The organism is Candidatus Bathyarchaeota archaeon (genome assembly GCA_026014465.1).
Classification (GTDB): Archaea; Thermoproteota; Bathyarchaeia; order Bathyarchaeales; family Bathycorpusculaceae; genus JADGNF01.
This window is the reverse complement of sequence record JAOZID010000004.1, coordinates 204,654-224,579: the sequence shown is the minus strand read 5'-3', so window position 1 is coordinate 224,579 and position 19,926 is coordinate 204,654. Positions and strand designations below refer to the sequence as shown.

At 44.2% G+C, this 19,926-nt stretch carries 16 protein-coding genes; 5 read left to right on the top strand and 11 right to left on the bottom strand.

Annotation, left to right across the window (positions count from 1 at the left end; genetic code table 11):
- Positions 1-36: 36 nt before the first annotated feature.
- The gene (locus tag NWF04_01115) at positions 37-861 is read right to left on the bottom strand and encodes a molybdopterin-binding protein (GenBank protein MCW4005189.1); all 825 of its coding nucleotides are present in this window, start codon (positions 859-861) and stop codon (positions 37-39) included.
- A gap of 208 nt (positions 862-1,069) precedes the next feature.
- On the bottom strand, positions 1,070-1,822 hold the full coding sequence (gene pstB / locus NWF04_01110) for a phosphate ABC transporter ATP-binding protein PstB (protein ID MCW4005188.1): 753 nt from the start codon (positions 1,820-1,822) through the stop codon (positions 1,070-1,072).
- A gap of 247 nt (positions 1,823-2,069) precedes the next feature.
- On the opposite strand from pstB, the gene NWF04_01105 reads away from it, so the two are divergent.
- Complete coding sequence (locus NWF04_01105; GenBank protein MCW4005187.1) at positions 2,070-3,122, top strand: phosphate uptake regulator PhoU; 1,053 nt, start codon at positions 2,070-2,072, stop codon at positions 3,120-3,122.
- A gap of 41 nt (positions 3,123-3,163) precedes the next feature.
- Positions 3,164-3,643, top strand: a complete 480-nt coding sequence (locus tag NWF04_01100) for a hypothetical protein (protein MCW4005186.1) — start codon at positions 3,164-3,166, stop codon at positions 3,641-3,643.
- Between the two features lie 225 nt (positions 3,644-3,868).
- Here the strand turns inward: NWF04_01100 and NWF04_01095 are convergent, their stop codons facing one another.
- The 8 genes from NWF04_01095 to NWF04_01060 form a co-directional block, all read right to left on the bottom strand.
- Positions 3,869-4,699: a hypothetical protein gene (locus tag NWF04_01095; protein ID MCW4005185.1), complete on the bottom strand. Its 831-nt coding sequence runs from the start codon at positions 4,697-4,699 to the stop codon at positions 3,869-3,871.
- Positions 4,700-4,758: 59 nt separating this feature from the next.
- Positions 4,759-6,744: a hypothetical protein gene (locus NWF04_01090; GenBank protein MCW4005184.1), complete on the bottom strand. Its 1,986-nt coding sequence runs from the start codon at positions 6,742-6,744 to the stop codon at positions 4,759-4,761.
- Positions 6,745-7,043: 299 nt separating this feature from the next.
- Complete coding sequence (locus NWF04_01085) at positions 7,044-7,772, bottom strand: cohesin domain-containing protein (protein MCW4005183.1); 729 nt, start codon at positions 7,770-7,772, stop codon at positions 7,044-7,046.
- Between the two features lie 129 nt (positions 7,773-7,901).
- On the bottom strand, positions 7,902-9,161 hold the full coding sequence (locus NWF04_01080) for a PKD domain-containing protein (protein MCW4005182.1): 1,260 nt from the start codon (positions 9,159-9,161) through the stop codon (positions 7,902-7,904).
- Position 9,162: 1 nt separating this feature from the next.
- Complete coding sequence (locus NWF04_01075) at positions 9,163-10,152, bottom strand: hypothetical protein (GenBank protein ID MCW4005181.1); 990 nt, start codon at positions 10,150-10,152, stop codon at positions 9,163-9,165.
- 5 nt (positions 10,153-10,157) lie between these two features.
- Positions 10,158-12,008 carry a hypothetical protein gene (locus tag NWF04_01070; GenBank protein MCW4005180.1) on the bottom strand — a complete coding sequence of 617 codons (1,851 nt, stop codon included), beginning with the start codon at positions 12,006-12,008 and terminating at the stop codon, positions 10,158-10,160.
- 398 nt (positions 12,009-12,406) lie between these two features.
- Entirely contained in the window at positions 12,407-13,480 is a 1,074-nt protein-coding gene (locus tag NWF04_01065) for a hypothetical protein (GenBank protein MCW4005179.1), read from the bottom strand.
- 46 nt (positions 13,481-13,526) lie between these two features.
- A complete protein-coding gene (locus NWF04_01060) occupies positions 13,527-14,747 on the bottom strand; it encodes a substrate-binding domain-containing protein (protein ID MCW4005178.1) in 1,221 nt (406 codons plus the stop codon).
- A 242-nt stretch (positions 14,748-14,989) separates the two neighbouring features.
- On the opposite strand from NWF04_01060, the gene pstC reads away from it, so the two are divergent.
- From pstC to NWF04_01045, 3 genes are read left to right on the top strand one after another with little or no spacing between them, the layout of a single operon-like run.
- A complete protein-coding gene (pstC, locus tag NWF04_01055) occupies positions 14,990-15,898 on the top strand; it encodes a phosphate ABC transporter permease subunit PstC (protein MCW4005177.1) in 909 nt (302 codons plus the stop codon).
- A gap of 13 nt (positions 15,899-15,911) precedes the next feature.
- Positions 15,912-17,258, top strand: coding sequence for a phosphate ABC transporter permease PstA (gene pstA, locus NWF04_01050; GenBank protein MCW4005176.1), 1,347 nt, complete (start codon positions 15,912-15,914; stop codon positions 17,256-17,258).
- 3 nt (positions 17,259-17,261) lie between these two features.
- Complete coding sequence (locus NWF04_01045; GenBank protein ID MCW4005175.1) at positions 17,262-18,611, top strand: hypothetical protein; 1,350 nt, start codon at positions 17,262-17,264, stop codon at positions 18,609-18,611.
- 133 nt (positions 18,612-18,744) lie between these two features.
- Here the strand turns inward: NWF04_01045 and NWF04_01040 are convergent, their stop codons facing one another.
- Positions 18,745-19,923, bottom strand: coding sequence for a cation:proton antiporter (locus NWF04_01040; protein ID MCW4005174.1), 1,179 nt, complete (start codon positions 19,921-19,923; stop codon positions 18,745-18,747).
- Positions 19,924-19,926 lie beyond the last annotated feature (3 nt).

Genomic DNA, 19,926 nt, shown 5'->3' with positions numbered 1-19,926 from the left:
ACGCCACAATAGTTTATGGGGGTTATGAATGATGAATTAGGAACGTTCATCTATTTTTCCACCTGACTTCACAATATACTCTACAAGTTTCTCTGAGGCTTTATCTAGACGTTCTTGAGGATTATCCAAAGGTTTTCCTGAAGTAGAAAGATGAAGCTCAAGACACGGCTTATTTTCTTTACCGTTAGGATGCGACTTAACATAAACAAGAGGATGCAACTGCATCACTTCATCAATCAAAGGAGCTAAAACGGATTCCATGATTTGCAGGACATAAACGCTTTTTTCGTAGAACCTAACGCCGCCTCCGGCTTCTGCAAGCAAAGACGCAACGTACGCATCGAATATAGCCTCCACCTCAGCAGGCACACCAGGCAACGCCACTAAAACCACGCCGTCAATATTCACACGAACCCCAGGTACAGCTCCAATAGGGTTAGCAACGGGAGTTGTTCCCTGAGGGAGAGTTGCCATTTTAACACGGGGCGCAGACGAAATCTGTTCAGGATGTACATCCAACGAGAATTTGGAGCATTTCTCTTTAACCATACGCAGGGCTTCTTCGTCAACACTTAAGCTACGGTTAAGAGCCAAGGCAAGACCCTGCAAGGTTTTGTCATCAAAAGTTGGACCCAAACCGCCAGTGGTCAAAATAAACTTGGGTTTTCGCGCCACAGCTTCACGAATAGCCGCCGCTATATCATCTACGATGTCGGCAACAACGGTTATACGGTTTACGTTCACGCCTAACTCTGTAGAACGTTTTCCCAACCAAGAAGCGTTAGTGTTTAACACTTTGCCGATAAGCAATTCATTTCCAATACATAATATCTCCAACCCTGCCATCACAGCCAAGGGCATCTCTTCTCCTCTGCAGGAAATAAATCAAAACTCGCCTTTTTTATACTGTTTGATACTGAATCCAAAAAAACTCTAAAGAAAAATAGCCAAAAAAACAGAGCCGTAAACAATCACGACCAAAAAACAAGCCTTATAATGCATCAGAAAAGACGCCCCGAAAAACAGGAAAGGAAAAATAGGCAGCCATTGGGCACCACAACTTGTGTGTTTACCCGAATTTTCCAGATATGTATCTTTGGGTTAGTTCGCTTTGTGGGTTTTCGAAGACTTGTTTGGTTTCGCCGTATTCTTCAAGTTCGCCAACGTACATGAAAGCGGTGTAGTCGGAGACGCGAGCTGCTTGTTGTAGGTTGTGGGTGACAATTATTACAGTGTAGTCTTTTTTTAGTTTTAAGACTAGGGATTCGATGGTGGCTGTTGACTGTGGGTCTAAAGCGCTACAGGGTTCATCCATCAAGATAACTTCAGGTTCAGCTGCCAAAGCTCGGGATATGCAAAGCCGCTGTTGCTGACCACCCGACAAAGTAAGAGCACTATCCTTTAGGCGGTCTTTAACTTCACTCCACAACCCCGCTCCGCGAAGGCTCCTTTCAACAAGAGCATCAAGCTGCTCACCCTTAGCAGTCTTATGAAGCCTAGGCCCAAAAGCAACGTTATCATATATGGACTTAGGAAAAGGATTAGGCTTTTGAAACACCATACCCACGCGGCGCCTTAAATCGTAAACGTTACTTTTGTTGCTGTAAACGTTTTCTCCATCAAGAAATATTGAGCCAACTGTGCGGCATCCAATGATGAAGTCGTTCATTCGGTTGATTGAACGAATAAGGGTGGATTTGCCGCAGCCTGAGGGTCCCATTATGGCGGTGACGGCGTTTTCTTTGACTTCAAAGTTTACGTCTCTAAGGACATGATTTGATTTGAACCACAAATTGAAATTTTCAGTTTCTACTTTAAGCAAAAAAACTGCCTCCAAACAAAGAGTTGAACAGCAAATGTTTGCGACTTAGTTGCCAACCAGGATTCAAAGACATTGCTGACGCTCCGTAAATTGACCAACAAATACAAAGGAACAGGTTATATCAATTCCCACAATAGCCACAATAGACTATTATCGAATATACAAACTATATAGACAAAAAATTTATCATATAATTCTCCTCATCACTACAACTCATTAGGAGAAAGGAACCAGAGGGTTTTCGGGGTTGCAGACTAACCAAAACGAAGAAACAAGAAAAGTACAGTTTACAGGAGGCTCCACCTTTATCATCTCACTGCCAAAGAGGTGGATAAACCAAAACCAACTTGAAAGAGGCAGTTTCATAAAGCTACGTCAAGAAGAAAACGGCACATTGATAATTATTCCACCCAACTCAACCATACACAAAAAACTAGACCAAGCAGCAATCAAAGTTTCGCCTAAAGACAAAACAGAAACTGTTACGCGAAAAACGATATCTGCTTATTTGGCAGGGTTTAACTCGATTTACATAAAGGTTGGGAAGCAAGTTGCGGCGAAGCAGTTATCTTTGAAGCAAAGGCATGAAATCAAAATTTTTGTTCGTCACATGCTTGTGGGTACAGAAATCGTAAATGATACATCATCGCAGATAAGCCTTCAAGTTCTCCTAAGTTACCCCGAGTTAACAGTACAAAATGTTCTTAGAAGAATGAGCATAATAACCGCGTCCATGCACAAAGACGCCATAACAGCCATAAAAAACAACGACCACACCTTGGCAAAAGAAGTGATAGCTACAGATAACGAAGTAGACCGTTTCAACTTGTATGTAATCAGGCAGCTTAAGATGGCTATCCAAAATCCGCGTTTAGCTAAAGAAGTTGGGTTGTCAAGTGGAAAAGACAGCTTATGCTACCGGTTAGTAACCAAAGCTGTAGAGCGTACAGCAGACCACGCCGTAAACATAGCTGAAAACACGTTAACGCTCAAACATGAATTAGACAAAAAAACAGTTGAAGTCCTCGAAAAAATGAGCACCACAGCCATAAGCATGTTTGAAACCGCCATAGATTCACTGTTTAGGCAGGACTACAACAATGCAGAAAGCCTCATAGAAAAAATCAAAGAAGTAAAAGAGTTAGAAAAAGAAGCCGTAGCATCATCGGCAACGCAGAAAGACACAGAGGAAGCGACGGCGTTGCGCTTAATTATTGAGAGCATCAAAAGAACCGCAGAATATGCAAACGACATAGCGGAAACAGTTCTCAATTTAACAATAGAATCTGTACTAACGTGAGAGAAATGCTGGAAAGAACAAGGGAAAAATTGAGAGAATACTTGGACAACAAAACTGAAATAACAGACATACTTTCGATAGTGATTATCACTTTGGGGGTGATGCTGCTTGTTTCAGGGGTTTACCTCATGGTTGTAGGGGAAACCATATCGGATCCAAGCGTCCACCGCAGTAGCGTCCAAGCAGTAATTTCAATCATTGAGTGGATTCCAGGAATTCCCATTTTGATAAGCGAATTAGCAAAGTGCAGCCTAACAACTATTGGCATAGCCAGTTGGGTCATTGGAATTAACCTGCTGCTTGTGGGTCTTGGATTATGGATTAGACACGCACTGGCCCGCATAGCAACAGCAGTAATTCTTCTAGTATCAACCGCGCTTCAAGTTATCCAGTTCATGCTCTCAGGCGCAGGAGGCTCACCCTCATCAGTCTTCGGAACAATAATCAACTTAACCATGCTCTACTTCGTTCTAACAAAATTTGACGAAAACACCACACCAACCCAGTCAAAAAAACCCTAAACGACAACAAAACTAAACAACCAAAAAGAAATAAACAGCTAAAACACACTCCACCTGCACAATAACTAAACTAAGAATCAAAAAGCAGCTGCAGCAACAAATAATCTTAGGTTACTATCAGATAAACTCAGTTTTTGATAACCCGTTTGCACTTCACTTCAAAGCAAAGTTTTCCAAGGACAGTTTGGAGTTTTAGCCACGCGGGTAACGGGCGGTTTCCAAGAATCAGGAGCGTATCAGGAAAGTGTATATGACCTCGGGGGTGAGGGGCACGCTGTTTGAGTCGGACGAGTCGGATAGGAAACAGATGTGGGCTGTTGCTTGTCCAGTGAAAGCCCATTCGGGGATGTAGATTGTTGCGGTAATTGTGGTTTCATCTTGTGATGCAGGGGTGTTTTTTTGGGTGAAGAAGCCAAGGGGTACTTGTTCGTGGTCAAATACTGTTATGTCTAGGTCAGACCACAAAAAGGAGTCTTTGAGGGTACTCATATCGAGAGTGATTTTGAAGGTTTCTCCGCGGTTAATAAGACCGTCAGCCTGGATTAAACTAAATGTGTTCATTTTGTTTAAAGGGAAAAACGCTACGTCACCAAGGTTTACGTCAGCAACGTCCACAGAGGCAGTAACAGACCAAAGACCAAAGATTCCTTCGGATTCAGCTACATTTGCAGCGGGCATTCGAAAGTCAAATAGAGCAAGACCAGCAGAGTCGGTTCGGGCGCTTCTAAAGAAAGCACGTGAGCCATTAGGATAATTAACAGAGAAGGCAACATCCTGATTGACTAAGGAAACGTTTCGGTATGTGACTTCAGCGCATATTTGCACTATACTCTGGGGTACATAAGGACCACTATTAACGTTTGAACCCACACCACCGGTGTTAGTGAACACGTCAAGGCCGATTAATTCAGGGTTTGTCCCCGAAGCCGTTGCATCAACAGATGCTAGGGGCGTCATAGCAGCTGCTGCAGTGCTTGCTTCGCTAAAAAGCACAAAAGGAACAGAAACAACTAGAAGAATCGCCGTCACCGTAATTATGAGACTTCTTTGCTTCATCTTTTCTCACTTTTAGGCAGTTTAGTTTAGCCAACAGGCACAGGGTAGTTGTAAGGGTTTTAGGGGATAATTTGGAAATGGACAATGGTTTCGGGACAGTATGGTACTCCGCCTGCGTGGGGTTCGTCGGTTAAGATGTCAACGTAAACTGTGGCTTCGCCGATGAACGCCCAAGAAGGTATTGCAATGTTGACGTCCACGTTGGTACTGTTTGTTAACTCGGTTTTTGCTGCAACAAAGGAGCCTATGGGAGTTTTAACTTCGTCGTATACCGTAACGGAAACAGCAGACCGCATTGACGAGCCTGCTATGTTCTGAACGGGTACAGTAAGTTCTAACGTAGAGCCTCTTTGTACGTTTCCAGGTAACTGGACACCCGCTGTTTTAACCAAGTAGTTGTATGTGAAAGGAGCAGTATCATTTGCTGGGGGCATTTGGGAGACAGTTGCTAAGGCGGTTATTGACCAGGTTCCAAACAAGCTTTCAGGGTTATCAGTATCGGGCCAGGGTAAACGGTAGTCCACGCAGGCGTGTCCGGTCGCGTTTGTCCGTCCAATTCTAAGAGTTATTGTTGAGCCAGCAGCATCTTGGACAGAGAAACTAACATCTTGGCTGGCAACTGGAGCATCGTTAAGCTGGACAAGAGCGTACATCTGTATCAACTCTTGAGGGCCATAAGCACCCGCAACAGCCCTTGGTCCATTGCCACCGCGACCAGTGAAAACATCCACGACAAGCCCCGAACCGTTATATGCATCAGCAGAAAGCGCAAAAGTTATGGAAACAGTCAAATCAGAATCAGTAACGGTGATATTTCCAGACGATGGAGTAGCCACGTAACCTGAAACGTTCTCAACAAGGTACTGATAAGAGCCAGCTTCAAGCACGAAAGCAAGCTTGGAAGTAGTTGACGACAAGGATTTATTATTACAAGTCACATACCACGCCACACCAGAGGGAAGACCAGTCTGCTCAAAAGTAAGAGTAGTGGCACCCGCGCCAGCCTTAAAAGTGAGGTATATAGTTTGATTGGTATTAGTGACCTTAACAGTTCCAGATGACGGAGTAACCTCATAACCTGCATGGACGTCAACAGAGTAGGAATAAGAACCAGCTTCGAAGATGAAAGGGAGGCTGGAAGCGTTTGACGACAAAGTTTGACCACCACAGGTTACAGACCACTCAGTACCCAAAGGAAGACCAGACTGATTGAAAACGACAGCATATCCTTCAGTAAGTGCAACCTCTATTGAAACAGTCTTAGCAGCATTGCTAACTTCAACAGTTCCAGACGAGGGAGTAGCCGAATAACCCGAAGGTACCTCAACAGAGTACGAAAAAGAACCACTCCACAAAGAAAAAGAAACAGTAGAAGTAGTCGACGACAAAGACTGCCCACCACAATGCACGGACCACTCAGTACCCAAAGGAAGACCAACCTGCTCAAAAGCAACATTGTAAACTGCAGAGGACGAAGACTGAACTACAACAACCGCGTCATTCGTGCCTGCATCACTATAAAAGTCCCGCGGGTCAGCATGGACTTCTGTGGACATTCGCACATCAATCAGGTAAGCATTTGATAGAGTAAGTTCACTACTCCCAGAACCTGTGACTAGGAAAACCAGTGAGGCTAAAACGCCTTCAGTGTTACCTGTCGCAGAAGTAACCCAGCGAGTACAAGTTATACCACCCTTGGTTGTACCGTTCTCATTATCCCATGTGGTTGCGGTATCACCACCAAGAAAAGTGTTGCTATTGGGGTTACTTTTGAGAAATGATCCTTCGTTAACATCGGCTAATTGCAGTACGTGTGGATTCCAGCTAATATCAGTTGACCAAGCCCAAACTCCAGATGCACCAGTGATGTACAAATCAACAGTAACATAGCTGTTTATAGAATCAGACCCCGCCGTAATAATTGAAACGTTGGTTGTGCCCTGTTTCACTACACTAATCGTTCCAGTAGCAACACCAGCCGCATTACTGCTAGAAACCAAAACGGTAGACAACACAAGTAAAGCAACTAAACTAAGGCTTACCACCAAAGTCTTTCTCGTAGCAATCAACTCCACATACAGTTTAGAACATGTTCAGTCAAAGAGGAAATGCTTACAGCTAAAGCGAAGCCCTCTCTTTCATGAACACTAATAGTACACATTGCACCCCAGCGATAGTTTGCTGCTAATTATTTGTGTCTTCAGTAAATAGACTATGTAGAAACCAGTAGAACACAACTCAAATCAGATAACATAAATAGAAAACACATCACCAAAAACAGGCAAGGGTTCCAGCCAAAAACAAGGCAAAAACCAAATAACACACAAAAAGCCAGCTAAGACCGTTAACCAGAACGCCAAAAATGAGCACCAAGACGATTAGGCTTTTTGTCTAACCAAAACACGACAGCCAAAACCAAGACTATTACAACAACTGCTCCAGCATAGGCCAGCGTTAGGTCTGAAACAGAGGATTCATCAGGAGAACCCGAAACAGAAGAACTAGGCGTAGACGAAACCACAGGAGAATACGTGTCAACGGTTATGCTTCCGTTTTTTGTAACAAAGTCTATTTCGTTGTAGCTTTCAACTCCTTCGTTGATAATGATCTCCATTAGGATTGCTTGGGTGAATGTAATTTGTGACTCGCCTAAACCTACTACTTCGAAGGATAGAGTGAGAATTGTTCCGCTGCCGTTAACACTGTTGGTGCTAAGCAGAAGGCAGGATAATTCTGGAATAGTCCCTTCTTGGATTTCAGGAGCTTGTTCAGTCCAGAGGAAGAGAGTTTCGCCGTAACTGTTTAGGAAGGACCCTTCTTCGACGTGGGTAAGGTTGAGGACAGCAGAGTTGAATCTTAAGGTGTTGATGTTCCAACACCAGAGGTTGTTAACGTTGGTTACAACGATGTCTATTTGGACTGTTTCTCCGATTTGGTCGGAGGTTAACTGCAAGGTGGAAGGTTCAACGCTTATTGTTGGTGGTTCGTCAGCATAAACTGGATTGAGGGTTATAGAACTCACTGTAAGGGCTAACACGATGAACAAGGCAGTAACAGAGCGCTTCATGAGCATCCTTTTTTTCCTACCTGATTTTCACATATTAGACTAGTGAAATAGATTATTGAGACAAAAATACACTATATAGAAAAATCAGGCCATACGTCTCTCAAAAATGAGGAAGGAACAGAAATACAAAAGCAATCATTTCCGTTTCTTCAACCAAGAGATAGACCCTGCCAGAGTAAACACCGTAACCGCAACTAAAATGCCTATCATCGCAGGGGGCATAGCAGCGAAGGATTCTTGAGCAGGCGATTGATTAGGATTTTGGCTTGGAGCATAGGTATTACCAGGACTTCCAGATGCATCTGAAGTTTGTCCTACATACACTGTGACCGAAGCCGTGCTGTTATTGCGTTCAGCATCAAAAACGGTTAGCAGTACGGTGTACGTTCCAGCAGTTAGATAAGTGCAGTTTTTCGTCACGGTGGTTCCTATGTCCTTATTTCCTGGGTCCCAATGGTACGCAATTATTGTGCCGTTCTCTGGATCGTAACTTCTAGACCCGTCTAAAAGTATTGACCCGCCAACATCAAGTGTAACTGGTTGGGATACAGGCGCGCCATCAGAAGATATCACTGCAACAGGGGGCAAAGTATCCAATGCCGTAATTGTAACGGTGTCACTGTCTGTGCCAAGTGAATCGGTTATAGTCAAAGTAACTTCATGGTCTCCTGAAGCATCAAACACGTAATCTACAAGTTCGCCTTCCAGCGTTTGCACAGTGCCATCCATGAAAGTCCAAGTATAGATCGGGTTTTCTCCTGTTGAAATAGATTGGGAACCATTAAGAACTACGGAAGTTCCCTGAGGCACTGTCTGGTCCTTGCCTGCGCTTGCAACTGGAGGTCCAGGTACTATAAGAGTAACTGCTCCAGTGAAGGAGTCTGAAACTGGTGTTATATACGGTGCAGGAAAACTAGGGTTACCTTGAGTGTTAGGGGAACGTAAACTAATGTTGAAAAGTGTTACTGGCGTACCTGAGCATTGTTTTATGACTTTGAAGTTAAAGGAAGCAAGTACGCCGCTTCCGCTCACTCCCGTCTTAGAGGAGAGAATAGTGCTGGTAACACCGCTGTTTATTGTGCCATTACTTGGGTCCATAGTCACAAAAAGGGTGGTACTGCTGTCGGTTAAGAATTCGCCTTCTATGGGCGCTTCAAGCAGCTCTATGCAGTCTGGGTCCCAAGTTATCTCAGTGTGCCAAGCCCAAAGGTCTTCCACATCAGAGATTGTCATGTTCATGGTGAAGACCTCTCCGACTTCAGTAGCGGTGTAAGAAGGCGGGTCTAGAGCAACAACTGGTTGTGTTTGAGCAGAAGAAGCAGGCAAATAGGGAAACATCAGTGATAGAAATACAAGGGAAGTTAACAACACAATTACATTTAGTTTTATTTTCATTTTAGGTAAAACTCCCATTAGCAGTAACATAACAAGTGGCAAAGAGAAACAGGTCATTAAAATCCAGTTTTCCATCGCCGTTTAAATCAAAGGACGAATCAAAAACATGATCAGTATTGTATTGGATGTAGGCGTTTTCGAAGGCATCAACGTCAGCATAGGTCACAGCATTATCACCAGTGAAGTCAGAGAATAAAACGTTAAAGGCGGCAGTAGCAAACGCGTTCTCGCCACAGTAGGATGAGGAAGCAAAAACTGTGTAGACGCAATCATCTGGACCTGTCAGGGGAAGATTGAAGGAATGGTAGTAGCTGCCTTGAGAGCCGTTGCTTTGGGGAAAGCTCGCAACGTTTTCGGGGGCACCGTTTGTTATGGTGAAGTTGAATGAAGCTTCAAGTCCCATGGGGAAGCCGCCTTCACTTGGCCAACCCGAATACGTGTTCGCATAACCATAGGCTATTCCTGTGTGTGCCCCAGTTGGGATTTGGATGCTTAGAAGAGCTGTACCAGTCGCACCTGCCACAAGTGAAGGCGTACCAAAAACGTGAGCAACAGGTATACCAGCACTGTCATAAACAGTGATTGTCACCAACATTGTATGCCCAACGTTATCATTGTTAGCGATGTTTACAGCAAAACAACCCAAGGTGCCTGCCGAAATGCTGTCTTGGGGGTTTGCGGACATGTCAGATAAATACGCTGAATTAATATGAACAGGCAAAGGTGAAGGCGATTTTGTTCCAGTTTTGATAGAGTGGGTAATTATGGTGTTTTGGTTTGAGTCTTGAACTTGTAATCCGACTATGCCGTCATTTACGTTTAGGTCGTTGCAGTGTAAGGTGCCGTTAAGAGTTGCGGTGCTGTATCCGCAGTAGGTTTGATTGCTGGGTGTAATGGTAAGGTCTAGATTAAATGCGAGAGCCGAGGTTGAGAGAAAGCTAAGCAGAAGTAAAGGGATTAGAAGAAAAGGAATTAGATATTTTGCTTTCATTTCCATCACGGCTCAGCATCTATCATCAATATGACAGATTTTTCTGGGCACAAAGGCAGACCCCCGACCGCGGGATTGTCAGTGTGTATGTTGATGTAAAGTGTTGCTGGACCAACGAAAGCATAACTGGGTATGGGTAAATTCAGGGTGAAGGTAGCATTAACTGTGTCGTAGGGGATGGTTGTTGGGGTTATTTGGTTGTTTATGGCTTGGGGTAAAAGCTGGTAGGATATTGGAACGTTATGGAAGTCATAAAGTGTTCCTGAAATATAGAAGCTGGTCTGCTGGTCGGCTACAGCGCTCCAGTTAAGATTGCTAACAGTGACATTTACGTTTACAGAGGGACCACTGTATCTGCTAAAATGCGGTCCATAGGTAGGGTTGACTTCACCGTTGTTGTTGGTGATTTTGATATTGGCTGTTTCAAGCACATAATCATACAGGAATACACATGAGTCGCTTAAAGCCACGTCACCGACATTTACTGTCGAATTTATCTTAACCAATCCAAATGCTGATGTAGGGTCTACATCATACCAAGGAAGCCTGTATGAAGCAATAGCTATGCCCTCATTATTTGTAACTGCTATACGCGAAGCAACTTGCTTGTCATTGAGGTATATGTTAAACGCTACTGATTTTTGCGTCACCGCAACTCCTCCAAAAGAGGACTTTAACTGAGCGATGATGGTTACTTCTTCTTCTGGACCAAAGGCGCTTGAATTAGCATTCAGTCCCTGGCCGCCTCTGTCTGTTTTTATGTCAATGGTGTACATGAGCGGCACCCAGTTCCAGGTTATGCTTGAGTCTTGAGTTATGGTGAAAGTTGTAGAAACACCACTGCCGCTTACAGGAACAGAACCAGTGCCAGTCCAGCCTGTACAGACAAAAATCATTCCGTTTTCAGTCACCGAATTATAGGAAACGCCATCAATTACAGTAGTTGCTGCGGTAAGGGATGCAGTCACAAAGTCCCCATCAGCATATTCATGAACTCCAGCACCGGGACTTGGAACGCCATGCGCGGAAGAAACGGACAAGGAAACAGGTTCAGGAGTAGACGTGGGGCTGGGCGTGGGAGTAGGCGAAGAGGAAGGTGTAGAAGTAGGTATGGCTACTTGTTCCCATAACCAAGTTATGGATGAATCTTCTGTGATTGTTATTGTAGTTGAGTTCCCCTCGCCAGTTGGCGAAACTGAACCTGTACCAGTCCAGCCAATACAGGTCCAATTTTTGAGGTTGTTTTCATAGGCGATGTTGGGTGCAGTGCAGGGGATTTCGGTGCCAGAAACGTGCTGGGTTATGCCATTTGTGTCAACGTAGGGTTGAGGTACACTGTTAGGGTCTGAGCCGATTGGAATTAACGCATGATCAGAAGCAACGCTTAACGTATACAAAGTTTCGCTGCTGGCCACTGTTAGAAATGCGCTGTTTGTTGTCGCAGTGCTGGATTGACCAGCCGGGTTTCGCACATCACCATCTGAAATAATTATATCACTGGTGCCATAGCCGATAATTGTGAATCCCAGCCATACCATGCCAAAAGCAGACTGGTTGGTAGGGTTGCTATCTAGCCGAACGCAGCTAATACCGCCGTCTATGGTTCCGGTGATTTGATCCCTAAGGCTTTCGCTAAGACCAGAATACATTGTACTGCATTCAGGAGCCTCACCTAAATCGGGGTCACCTGAATAAACATAGGTTAATTGCAGTACGGACGGGTTCCAATCAAGCATGAAGTTATATGCCCAAACATTAGATGCATCGGTCATATCTACACTCACCCAGAGTTCGTAGCCAATATCATCGGTTAAGGTTAGGCTGTCAGAAGAATTATCGTAAAATATGGCGCTCATTGTTCCAATAGCTGGATCAGCAGCATTAACCGAATATGCAGCAGTTAAGATGGGCAAGATCATTATTAGACATAAAGTTAGTCCAAGTTTATTTCTGCGTTTCAAGCTTCTCCATTCCCCAAGAAACAATAACGCTAGACATAGTTTAGCTAATTAGTATTATCTATATAGAATACAGTCAACACTTTAGAAACACAGTCTTATTTAGACGGGTATGTAAGCATACGAAACAGCAGAGTTTGGACAAAAATTGGGGTTTTCGCAGGTTTTTAAGGAAAATGCAAAACCGCAGAAGGTTTGAGTTAAAACCAAATTTTTGTGAGGAGTACAAGCATAATTTGTTGAAGCGTTTTTACAAAAAAAGAAAGGTAGGTTGCTTTCACGTTTGTGAAGCAAGTTTAGATGCGTTTTGAGAAGCTGCCTTTTTTAAAGGCAACAAATGCTACGAAGCATGCTGCGAGTGCGGCGAGTGCACCAAGGGTGTATTCTGGGATAACCAGAAAGCCGCCAGTGGTAACAACGTTGTCAACGAGGATGTCTACGTTTGCGTCGTATACGCCGTTTTGGTTGACGTCTACTACTACGTCATATAGACCAGGTAGTGCTGAAGCATAGATTACTGCGTCCACATCGCCGTTGCTGTCAGTGGTGATGCTGGTTGCAGTACCAACGACACCTGCGGGGATTGCCATGCCGTCAGCCCAGGTAGCATCTTCAGTGACGTACAATGGGTATGTTGTGGATACAGGAAGACCAGTTCCGACTGCGTATACTGTTTCACTAGGGGCGAATGTGTCTTTTGCTGCATCAAATTCATCAGCGGTCATGAATGTTGGTGGTGGGTTCACGGTGAGTACTGCACTGTTTGCTCCTGCATCTGCACCAGCGCCTTCAATGTCGAAGACTTCTGCGTTGGAGATGACTATGTCACTTTGGCCGTTGCCAACAACTGTAAACCAGACAGTTGCTATGGGGAATTCTGAGAGAGTTGTTACACTTGGTGGGGAGCTTAGTCTGAATTGGCTAAGACCGTCTTTTAGAGAGCCGCCTGTGTGGTTGTAGAGAGATGGATTGCTGCCAAAGAGACCAGTTACCTCATCTTCTAGAAGGTTAGGTGAGGTTCCGATGTAGGGCATTTCGTATGCGGGTGGTGGACCTGGGGGATCAACGCTTGTTTTTGCTTCATAGACGCCATAAATGTCTAGGACTGCAGGGTTCCAGCTGAGATCAAAGTGGAAGCCTAGTAGGTTGGTTGCACCAGAGACTGCGATTTCTACACCGACGTAATCGCCGACGGCATCACTCACAGTCATAGTGTCCAGACCGTTGTCACTGAACACTACACTGATATCACCAGTAGCTATTCCAGTATCTGCATTTGCTACGTTTACTGATAGCAACGCTGGCGCCATCAGGAAGAAAACTAACGCCAAAGTCACTAAGGGTTTTTTCAAAGTTTTCATCATGTTCATATTTCATTCCTCAATTACGAGTTTGTCATTTGTTGAAAAGGGGTTTTTAGGAATAGTAAGCGATGTATGACTGGATGAACAGTAGAATGTCGTTAAAGTCAACTGTTGCATCAGCGTTCATGTTTGCATAGGGGTTTAGCTCATTGTCGCTGTAGAAGCGTAGGTATGACTGTACGAAGTAGATAATGTCTTCAAAGTCAACTGCGCCGTCGGGGTATTGTTGAGTTTGACCTGCAGCTGTTATGTAGGGCTGTAGTTCAGCGTCAAGGACTTGACCGCCAGCCATGTCTGCACGGTTTACTGGGATGTAGCCGTTTGATTCAAGCAAGCTTGCAGTTGAGTTGTAGTTTGTTGGCAATCTTAGATAGCTGACCCAGATTGATTTTACGTAGTCATCGCTGGTTGTTGTTGGAATACCATCAGTAACTTCCCAGAGAGTGCGAACTGCTTTGTACACACCGTTGATAACGTTTGTTTTTGTTGGTGCATGATACTGTAGGGTATCAGCGTTGTAGATGTTTATTCCGACAAGACCGCCTATCTCCATGAAGCCCATACCGATAAATCCGATTGCATAGTCGCGGTTAGAATTGATAGTCATATATTCGTATACGTCAGCGTTGTCAGTTAGAGTGATATGGCTCTGGATGTCTGCGGGTGCATAACCGTTCAAGCTTAAGAAGAAATTGTCAAAGCATTCAAAGGTTCCTGAGGATTCAGGGCGGATAATCCTTGTGATTTCTACAGCGGGTGCAGCAGAGACCAAGTAGTTTGCGGGAAGGTCATCCCAATTGGTGTAAGAAGCGTTGCAGTATATGTCAGCAACCTCTGCAGCAGTCAAGTCTTGTTTTAGGAAAGAATTACCACTGCTGATAACTATGGCAATGCTGTCAGAGCCAACTGCCCAAAGCTGGACATTTTCGGCACCGCTCATTCCCCATTCGCTGACTTTGGGATTGCGCGACATTTGACCTACATCTGCAGGTGTTCCATCAGTGTTGTATACGCCTTTGAATGCGTTGCCGCTTCCTCCAGTGAGGGTGGTGATTGCAAAAGATGTGTCATAGCCTATGCCCAGGTTAGCAAGGTGGGTTGGGAATTTGTCAGTTGCGCCTGCATCTTGGGATACAGGTGCGAGAGTGGAAGAACCTCTAGCAGTTAGACCGTTGCTGTTAATCAAAGCAGCGCTTGCTGTAGTTGCTGTTGCCGCAAAAGCCATCAAAGCAATCAAACTAAGGCAAATTATAGTCATTTTTATATTTTTCAATTTTTCTCCTTCTCCATTATATTCAATTCGTATTGAACGGGTTACCGTTCAGCATCTAAATTTGCCACTAAACATATCTTCATTATCGTTATATTTTATGTAATAAGTAACAAAACAATAGTTTCAGCATTATCACTCTATAGAATACCAAATTTTTGCATTTCACTATCAATTATAAATAGGAAATTAATATTTCCACGAGTACTCTTTATGCTTCCTGATATTGGGGAAGCGAGGAAACTTTGGACAGCAGAATTCTAAAAGAAAAAATAGTTAAAATAGGTCTGCTTGCTTGTGCGGTTTCCTCAATCGCCATAGTTCTCATCATATTGTCCGAGATATTAGCCAATGGAATACCACAGCTAATCGATTGGATGACAAATGGATTTGGAATGAAGTGGGTACCGCACATAGGTGATGAAGGAGTATACGGAATCATTCCATACATGTATTGGACTCTTTACATTGGAATAGCAGCAATGCTGATTGCGACGGCAATAGGGCTCCCATGCGCAATTTACCTTTCAGAATTTGCAAGCTCCAAAATTAGAAACCTCATTAAGCCAAGTTTAGAGATGCTGTCAGGTTTTCCATCTATAATACTTGGATTAATAGGAGCCACGATAGTGCTTGTAACGCTTCAGAGGTATATAACGTGGGCACCTAAAGTACAGGCCATAGCAGCGTTTATAGTCTTAGGGATAATGGCGATACCGACAATATCAACAGTTTCGGAAGACGCCATCAAAGTGGTCCCAAATGAATTAAGAGAAGCAGCATATGGCTTAGGGGCAACGAAATGGCAAACCACCCGCAAGGTGTTATTGCCTTACGCTAAATCTGGAATTCTTGCATCAATCATATTGGCACTAGGAGCCGCAATTGGAGAAGTAATGGCCATTTATTTCATATTAGGCGTAAAACAACCAGGTCCCGACATCACCCTTAGCCCATTTACTGACCCCAGTGTTCTTACATCACTATTGCTAACAGCCGCAGAGAGTGATTTTGGACTTGATGGGGAATTCGGGCACGCAGTTTTCGGGATAGCATTTGTTCTTTTCGTCATATGTGCAATTTTGAATATTGTAACAAGAATAATAGTGTCAGGAAGTAAAAGCGGAGAAAAAACAGTAACTGCGCGGCGATAAAGAAGGTGAGAGAATGAATTTGTCAAAGTATCCAACTCAGTTTTTGCAGTATATTAGGAGCAAAAAGAAAAGAAACTTGGCACCAGGCATCATACTTAGTGTTGTCGCTATAATTCTTGCGGTTATTGTTGTAAACCATTGCGTGTACATGGCATATAACGTTCATGACGAAAACATAACAGGAGCAACAGGCATATTCAATGAAGTTGTCTGCGATTTTGTCGCTGCAACATTTCTGCTAATACCATGTACCGCTTTATTTGCAGTAGGATATCTCTTGATAGAAGGGCACTCGTTAGGATGGAAAACATCATACATCATAGCCGTATCGATGGGTATTGTCGCAATCACAGGCATAATAGAAATACAGATTGCAGTTTTAATCATAGCGTTATTAGTTGTAGCAGCAACAATAGGGTTAATAAACAACAAACGAACCCCAGACAAAGATACACCAACAACCACTGAAGCTACAGTACGTTTCGGATTGAAACTTGCGGGAGCAATTTGTTTAATCATACTATTTGGAATGTTTGCTTATATTGCAATCAGAGGTTCAGGATACGCCAACTTAGACTTCATCACCAGATCATGGGATCAACCCATGGAAGAAAGAGTATTAACAGGAGAAGCTCCAGGTCGTCCACTAGGCGGTCTATCTGATTATGTTATTGGTTCGTTGTTGCTTGTTGTGATATGCGATATAATAGCTGTTCCGTTAGGAGTGGGCGCCGCAGTTTATCTTGCAGAATATGCACCAAAAAACATGTTCACAGACATAATACGTTTCTTTATAGAAACGCTTGCAGGAGTCCCTTCAGTCGTTATAGGGTTAGTTGGGGCGGCAATTTTTGTTACCCAGTTGGGTTTTGGCGCATCCATATTATCAGGGGGGCTAGCATTGATGATGATGATTTTACCTTGGAACATCAGAGTTGCCGAAGAGGCAATGAGGGCAGTTCCGCAGTCTTTCCGAGAAGCTTCTTATGCTTTAGGCGCAACCAAATCGGAAACCGTCGGCAAAATCACGCTTTATGCCGCAAGTCCAGGAGTTATAACAGGCATAATATTAGGTGTAGGCAAAGCTATAGGAGAAACAGCAGTCATACTGCTTACAGTTGGCCCTACACTGCCAAAGAGCCTTCCAGGATCCATTGTTGGAACTAACCAGTTCGTGCCAGCCCTACCGATATGGATATCACAAGTACGAAATTACTTCATCCATGGAGGTGTAGGCCTAGTTAACACATATAACGTGATTTATGCAGGAGCATTAACACTAATAATAATTTTCTTGATAATATGCATCACAGGATTGTACTTGAGGAATCATTTAAGCAAAAAACTTGCGGGAAGATAAGACATGAAGCAGAAGAAAAGGGCAGCTATGAGGAGAGCAGTTTCGGCGGTATTGCTAGTTTTGATTGCTACAGTGTTTTTTACAGCATCAACGGTTCACGCGGCAAACGATGATTGGGAGATGAGGTTAGAGGTTAGCAAAGTGGGAACCGCAGCTACGGGAAGCGCGGGTTTTGTGCCTTTTGACCAGATGCAAGTAACCGCGAAGGTAACATACGACGATGTGCCCTGCTCAAACGTGCTCATTTCATTCAAAGTTCAAGGACCAGCAAACTCAGATAACCCCGATAACGTAGTCAACATCACTATGGTCGAAGAAACAGATGCAAAGGGTGTTGCGGGTTTTTCTTGGCGTGTTCCTTTGTTTAATCAGGATGTGAATTCGGTGGGAAGCTGGCAGGTTACAGCGACGGCGCAAACCACTGAGGGCAGTATAAAACAAGAGTTAACATTTGATGTTGATTTTGATGTGGAGATATCTTCGATTACGTTCTTGGATGTGGAAGAGCAAGAGCGAACAGAGTTTATTCAAGGTGAAAATGTAACAGCTGTTATGGATTTAGTCAATAATGGGCAACCTGATACGGTAACTGTGACCATGAGCGTTCAGGACGCGTCAGGAAATGTAACATCAGTTATAGAATTTGAAGAGCTTGTGGTCAACGCGAGCTCTAACCGGTTGCAGGCGTTCTTTATGGTTCCAGAAAACGCAGCGTTGGGCGAGGCAACGGTTAAAGCTTCAGTGCAATCAGATAAATACAGAGACAAAACCCAAGTATCTGAAAACAAAACCGTTCACTTCACAATCACCAGCGAAACCTTCATACCCAGTGATACAACAGAGCCCGCAGAAAGCACCACAACCCTCTTCACATGGCTACTGGTCTCCACAGGATTCTTCACCTTCACAACGTTTTACATGTTCCTCAAACGAAAGATTATGATATTTAGCCCAAGAAATCCAAGCATGTCACCTCCAGAAATTGACCAAGGTCAGTTCCAGTCAGGTTACCAAACAACAGCCACAGACAACAGCCAAACTGTGGTGCCCATGGACAGCATATCTAGAGCAGACGCACTAAACGACTTGTACAAAGGATTGGAACTATACAGGGAGCCGACGTCCCAAACAATACCAGGGCGCTTGAACAGGATTTCAAACGTCGCATCCAGAATCCAAACCTTAAAATCAGTTCTAAAACTCGAAAAAGAACAACTGGTCATGGACTTAGCAGAACTTAGCAGAAAAGTAGGCGAACAAGAAAGCGACCTAAACAATATCGAAACCATAAAACTGGAAATCGAAAAACTATCGCGAATGCTAAAAGAAGAACCAAACCAACACCACGACTAAACATCAACCAAACAAAACGCCAAACCAAAAAAGAACCTCAACGGTGCTTCCATGCCCCTCTTTTGATTGGCAGCACGAAGCTTTTGTCAAAGTTTTTGTTAGAAACACTTTTTGTAAGGCGGTAGAAGCCCGTTTAGGGCGGCGGCTTGTTTGTTGTTAGTTTTCCTGTGACAAAGGGTATAGCTAGGGACATAACTAGGGTTGCAACTACGACTAGGGAGAAGCCAACTTCGGTGAGTATGCCTCCTTCTACGGCAACTGAAGCAATTACGATGCCTATGGCTCCGCGTCCGCCTAAAATGGAGGCGACTTGTCGGGGGTGAAGGTTTAGTTTGAACTGTAAGGAGCGGTGTGAGACGTAGTATGTGACGTATACGCCTGCGGCAAACGCTAGGGCGGTGATTAGGGCTAAAGCGGCGTAGACGCCAAGTTCAATGTTTGCCAAGATAACTTCTAGGCCTGCGACGCCAAAGAAGAAGGGGATGAAGAAGATGCGGTTTACGGTTGAGAGGGTGTTGGATATTTTTTCGAAGGCTTTTTTCCCGATGAGTCCGTCGTGGATTATTAGTCCTGCGAAGAAGGCGCCTAGGATGTAGCTTAAGCCGATGTTTTCGAATATGACGGAGATGCCTAAAGCGCAGATTATTAGTAGGGCGAAGGGGAAGTCTGCGCGTTTGAAGAAGCATACGGCGCGTCCTAGGAACCGTTCGCAGGATTGGGGTCGGCTGTTAAGTATCCAGTCAACAGAGGCGAAAACCAGTATTAACAGGGCGGTTTGAGCTAAAACCAGCAAGGTGGCTTCGATTGAACGGGTTAACGCAGCCAGTATGATGAAAGCCAGCACATCGGATACGGTTACAGAGGAAAGGATGATTTGTCCCGTATCGGTTTTGAGCAGGTCAAACTGTAAAACCAAAACAGACACCAAAGAAATTGAGGGAACTGAAATTGCCAGTGCAATCACAAGGTTAGCCTGAAGCCCAAAGGGAAGCAAAAACGCGGCGGCTACGGTGGTTAGAATCAGGGGCATTAAAAAGCTGGTTAGGGTGAGAATAGTGGCGCCTATGATTTTTGTTCGCACCATTTGGGTTTTCATTTCAAAGCCGATGTGGAAGATGATGAAGAACAAGGCGATGTATGAGACGGATAGTATTTCGTCGCTTACGGTTATGAACCCCAGTAGGGCGGGTCCAACAATCATGCCGCTGAGCAGTTCGCCTGCAACCGAGGGCAACCCGATTTGCTCAAACAACTCGCCAACTATGATTGCAGCAGCAAGCACGATAAGGGCGTCAGTTATGATGTTAAACATCTT

Bases quoted from the DNA above. Each gene is read 5' to 3' on its own strand.
- pstA (MCW4005176.1), top strand. From the start codon at position 15,912: ATGAATTTGTCAAAGTATCCAACTCAGTTTTTGCAGTATATTAGGAGC.
- NWF04_01085 (MCW4005183.1), bottom strand. From the start codon at position 7,772: ATGCTCATGAAGCGCTCTGTTACTGCCTTGTTCATCGTGTTAGCCCTT.
- NWF04_01095 (MCW4005185.1), bottom strand. From the start codon at position 4,699: ATGAAGCAAAGAAGTCTCATAATTACGGTGACGGCGATTCTTCTAGTT.
- NWF04_01045 (MCW4005175.1), top strand. From the start codon at position 17,262: ATGAAGCAGAAGAAAAGGGCAGCTATGAGGAGAGCAGTTTCGGCGGTA.
- NWF04_01075 (MCW4005181.1), bottom strand. From the start codon at position 10,152: ATGAAAGCAAAATATCTAATTCCTTTTCTTCTAATCCCTTTACTTCTG.
- NWF04_01040 (MCW4005174.1), bottom strand. From the start codon at position 19,923: ATGTTTAACATCATAACTGACGCCCTTATCGTGCTTGCTGCTGCAATC.
- NWF04_01070 (MCW4005180.1), bottom strand. From the start codon at position 12,008: ATGAGCGCCATATTTTACGATAATTCTTCTGACAGCCTAACCTTAACC.
- NWF04_01115 (MCW4005189.1), bottom strand. From the start codon at position 861: ATGCCCTTGGCTGTGATGGCAGGGTTGGAGATATTATGTATTGGAAAT.
- NWF04_01080 (MCW4005182.1), bottom strand. From the start codon at position 9,161: ATGAAAATAAAACTAAATGTAATTGTGTTGTTAACTTCCCTTGTATTT.
- NWF04_01065 (MCW4005179.1), bottom strand. From the start codon at position 13,480: ATGAACATGATGAAAACTTTGAAAAAACCCTTAGTGACTTTGGCGTTA.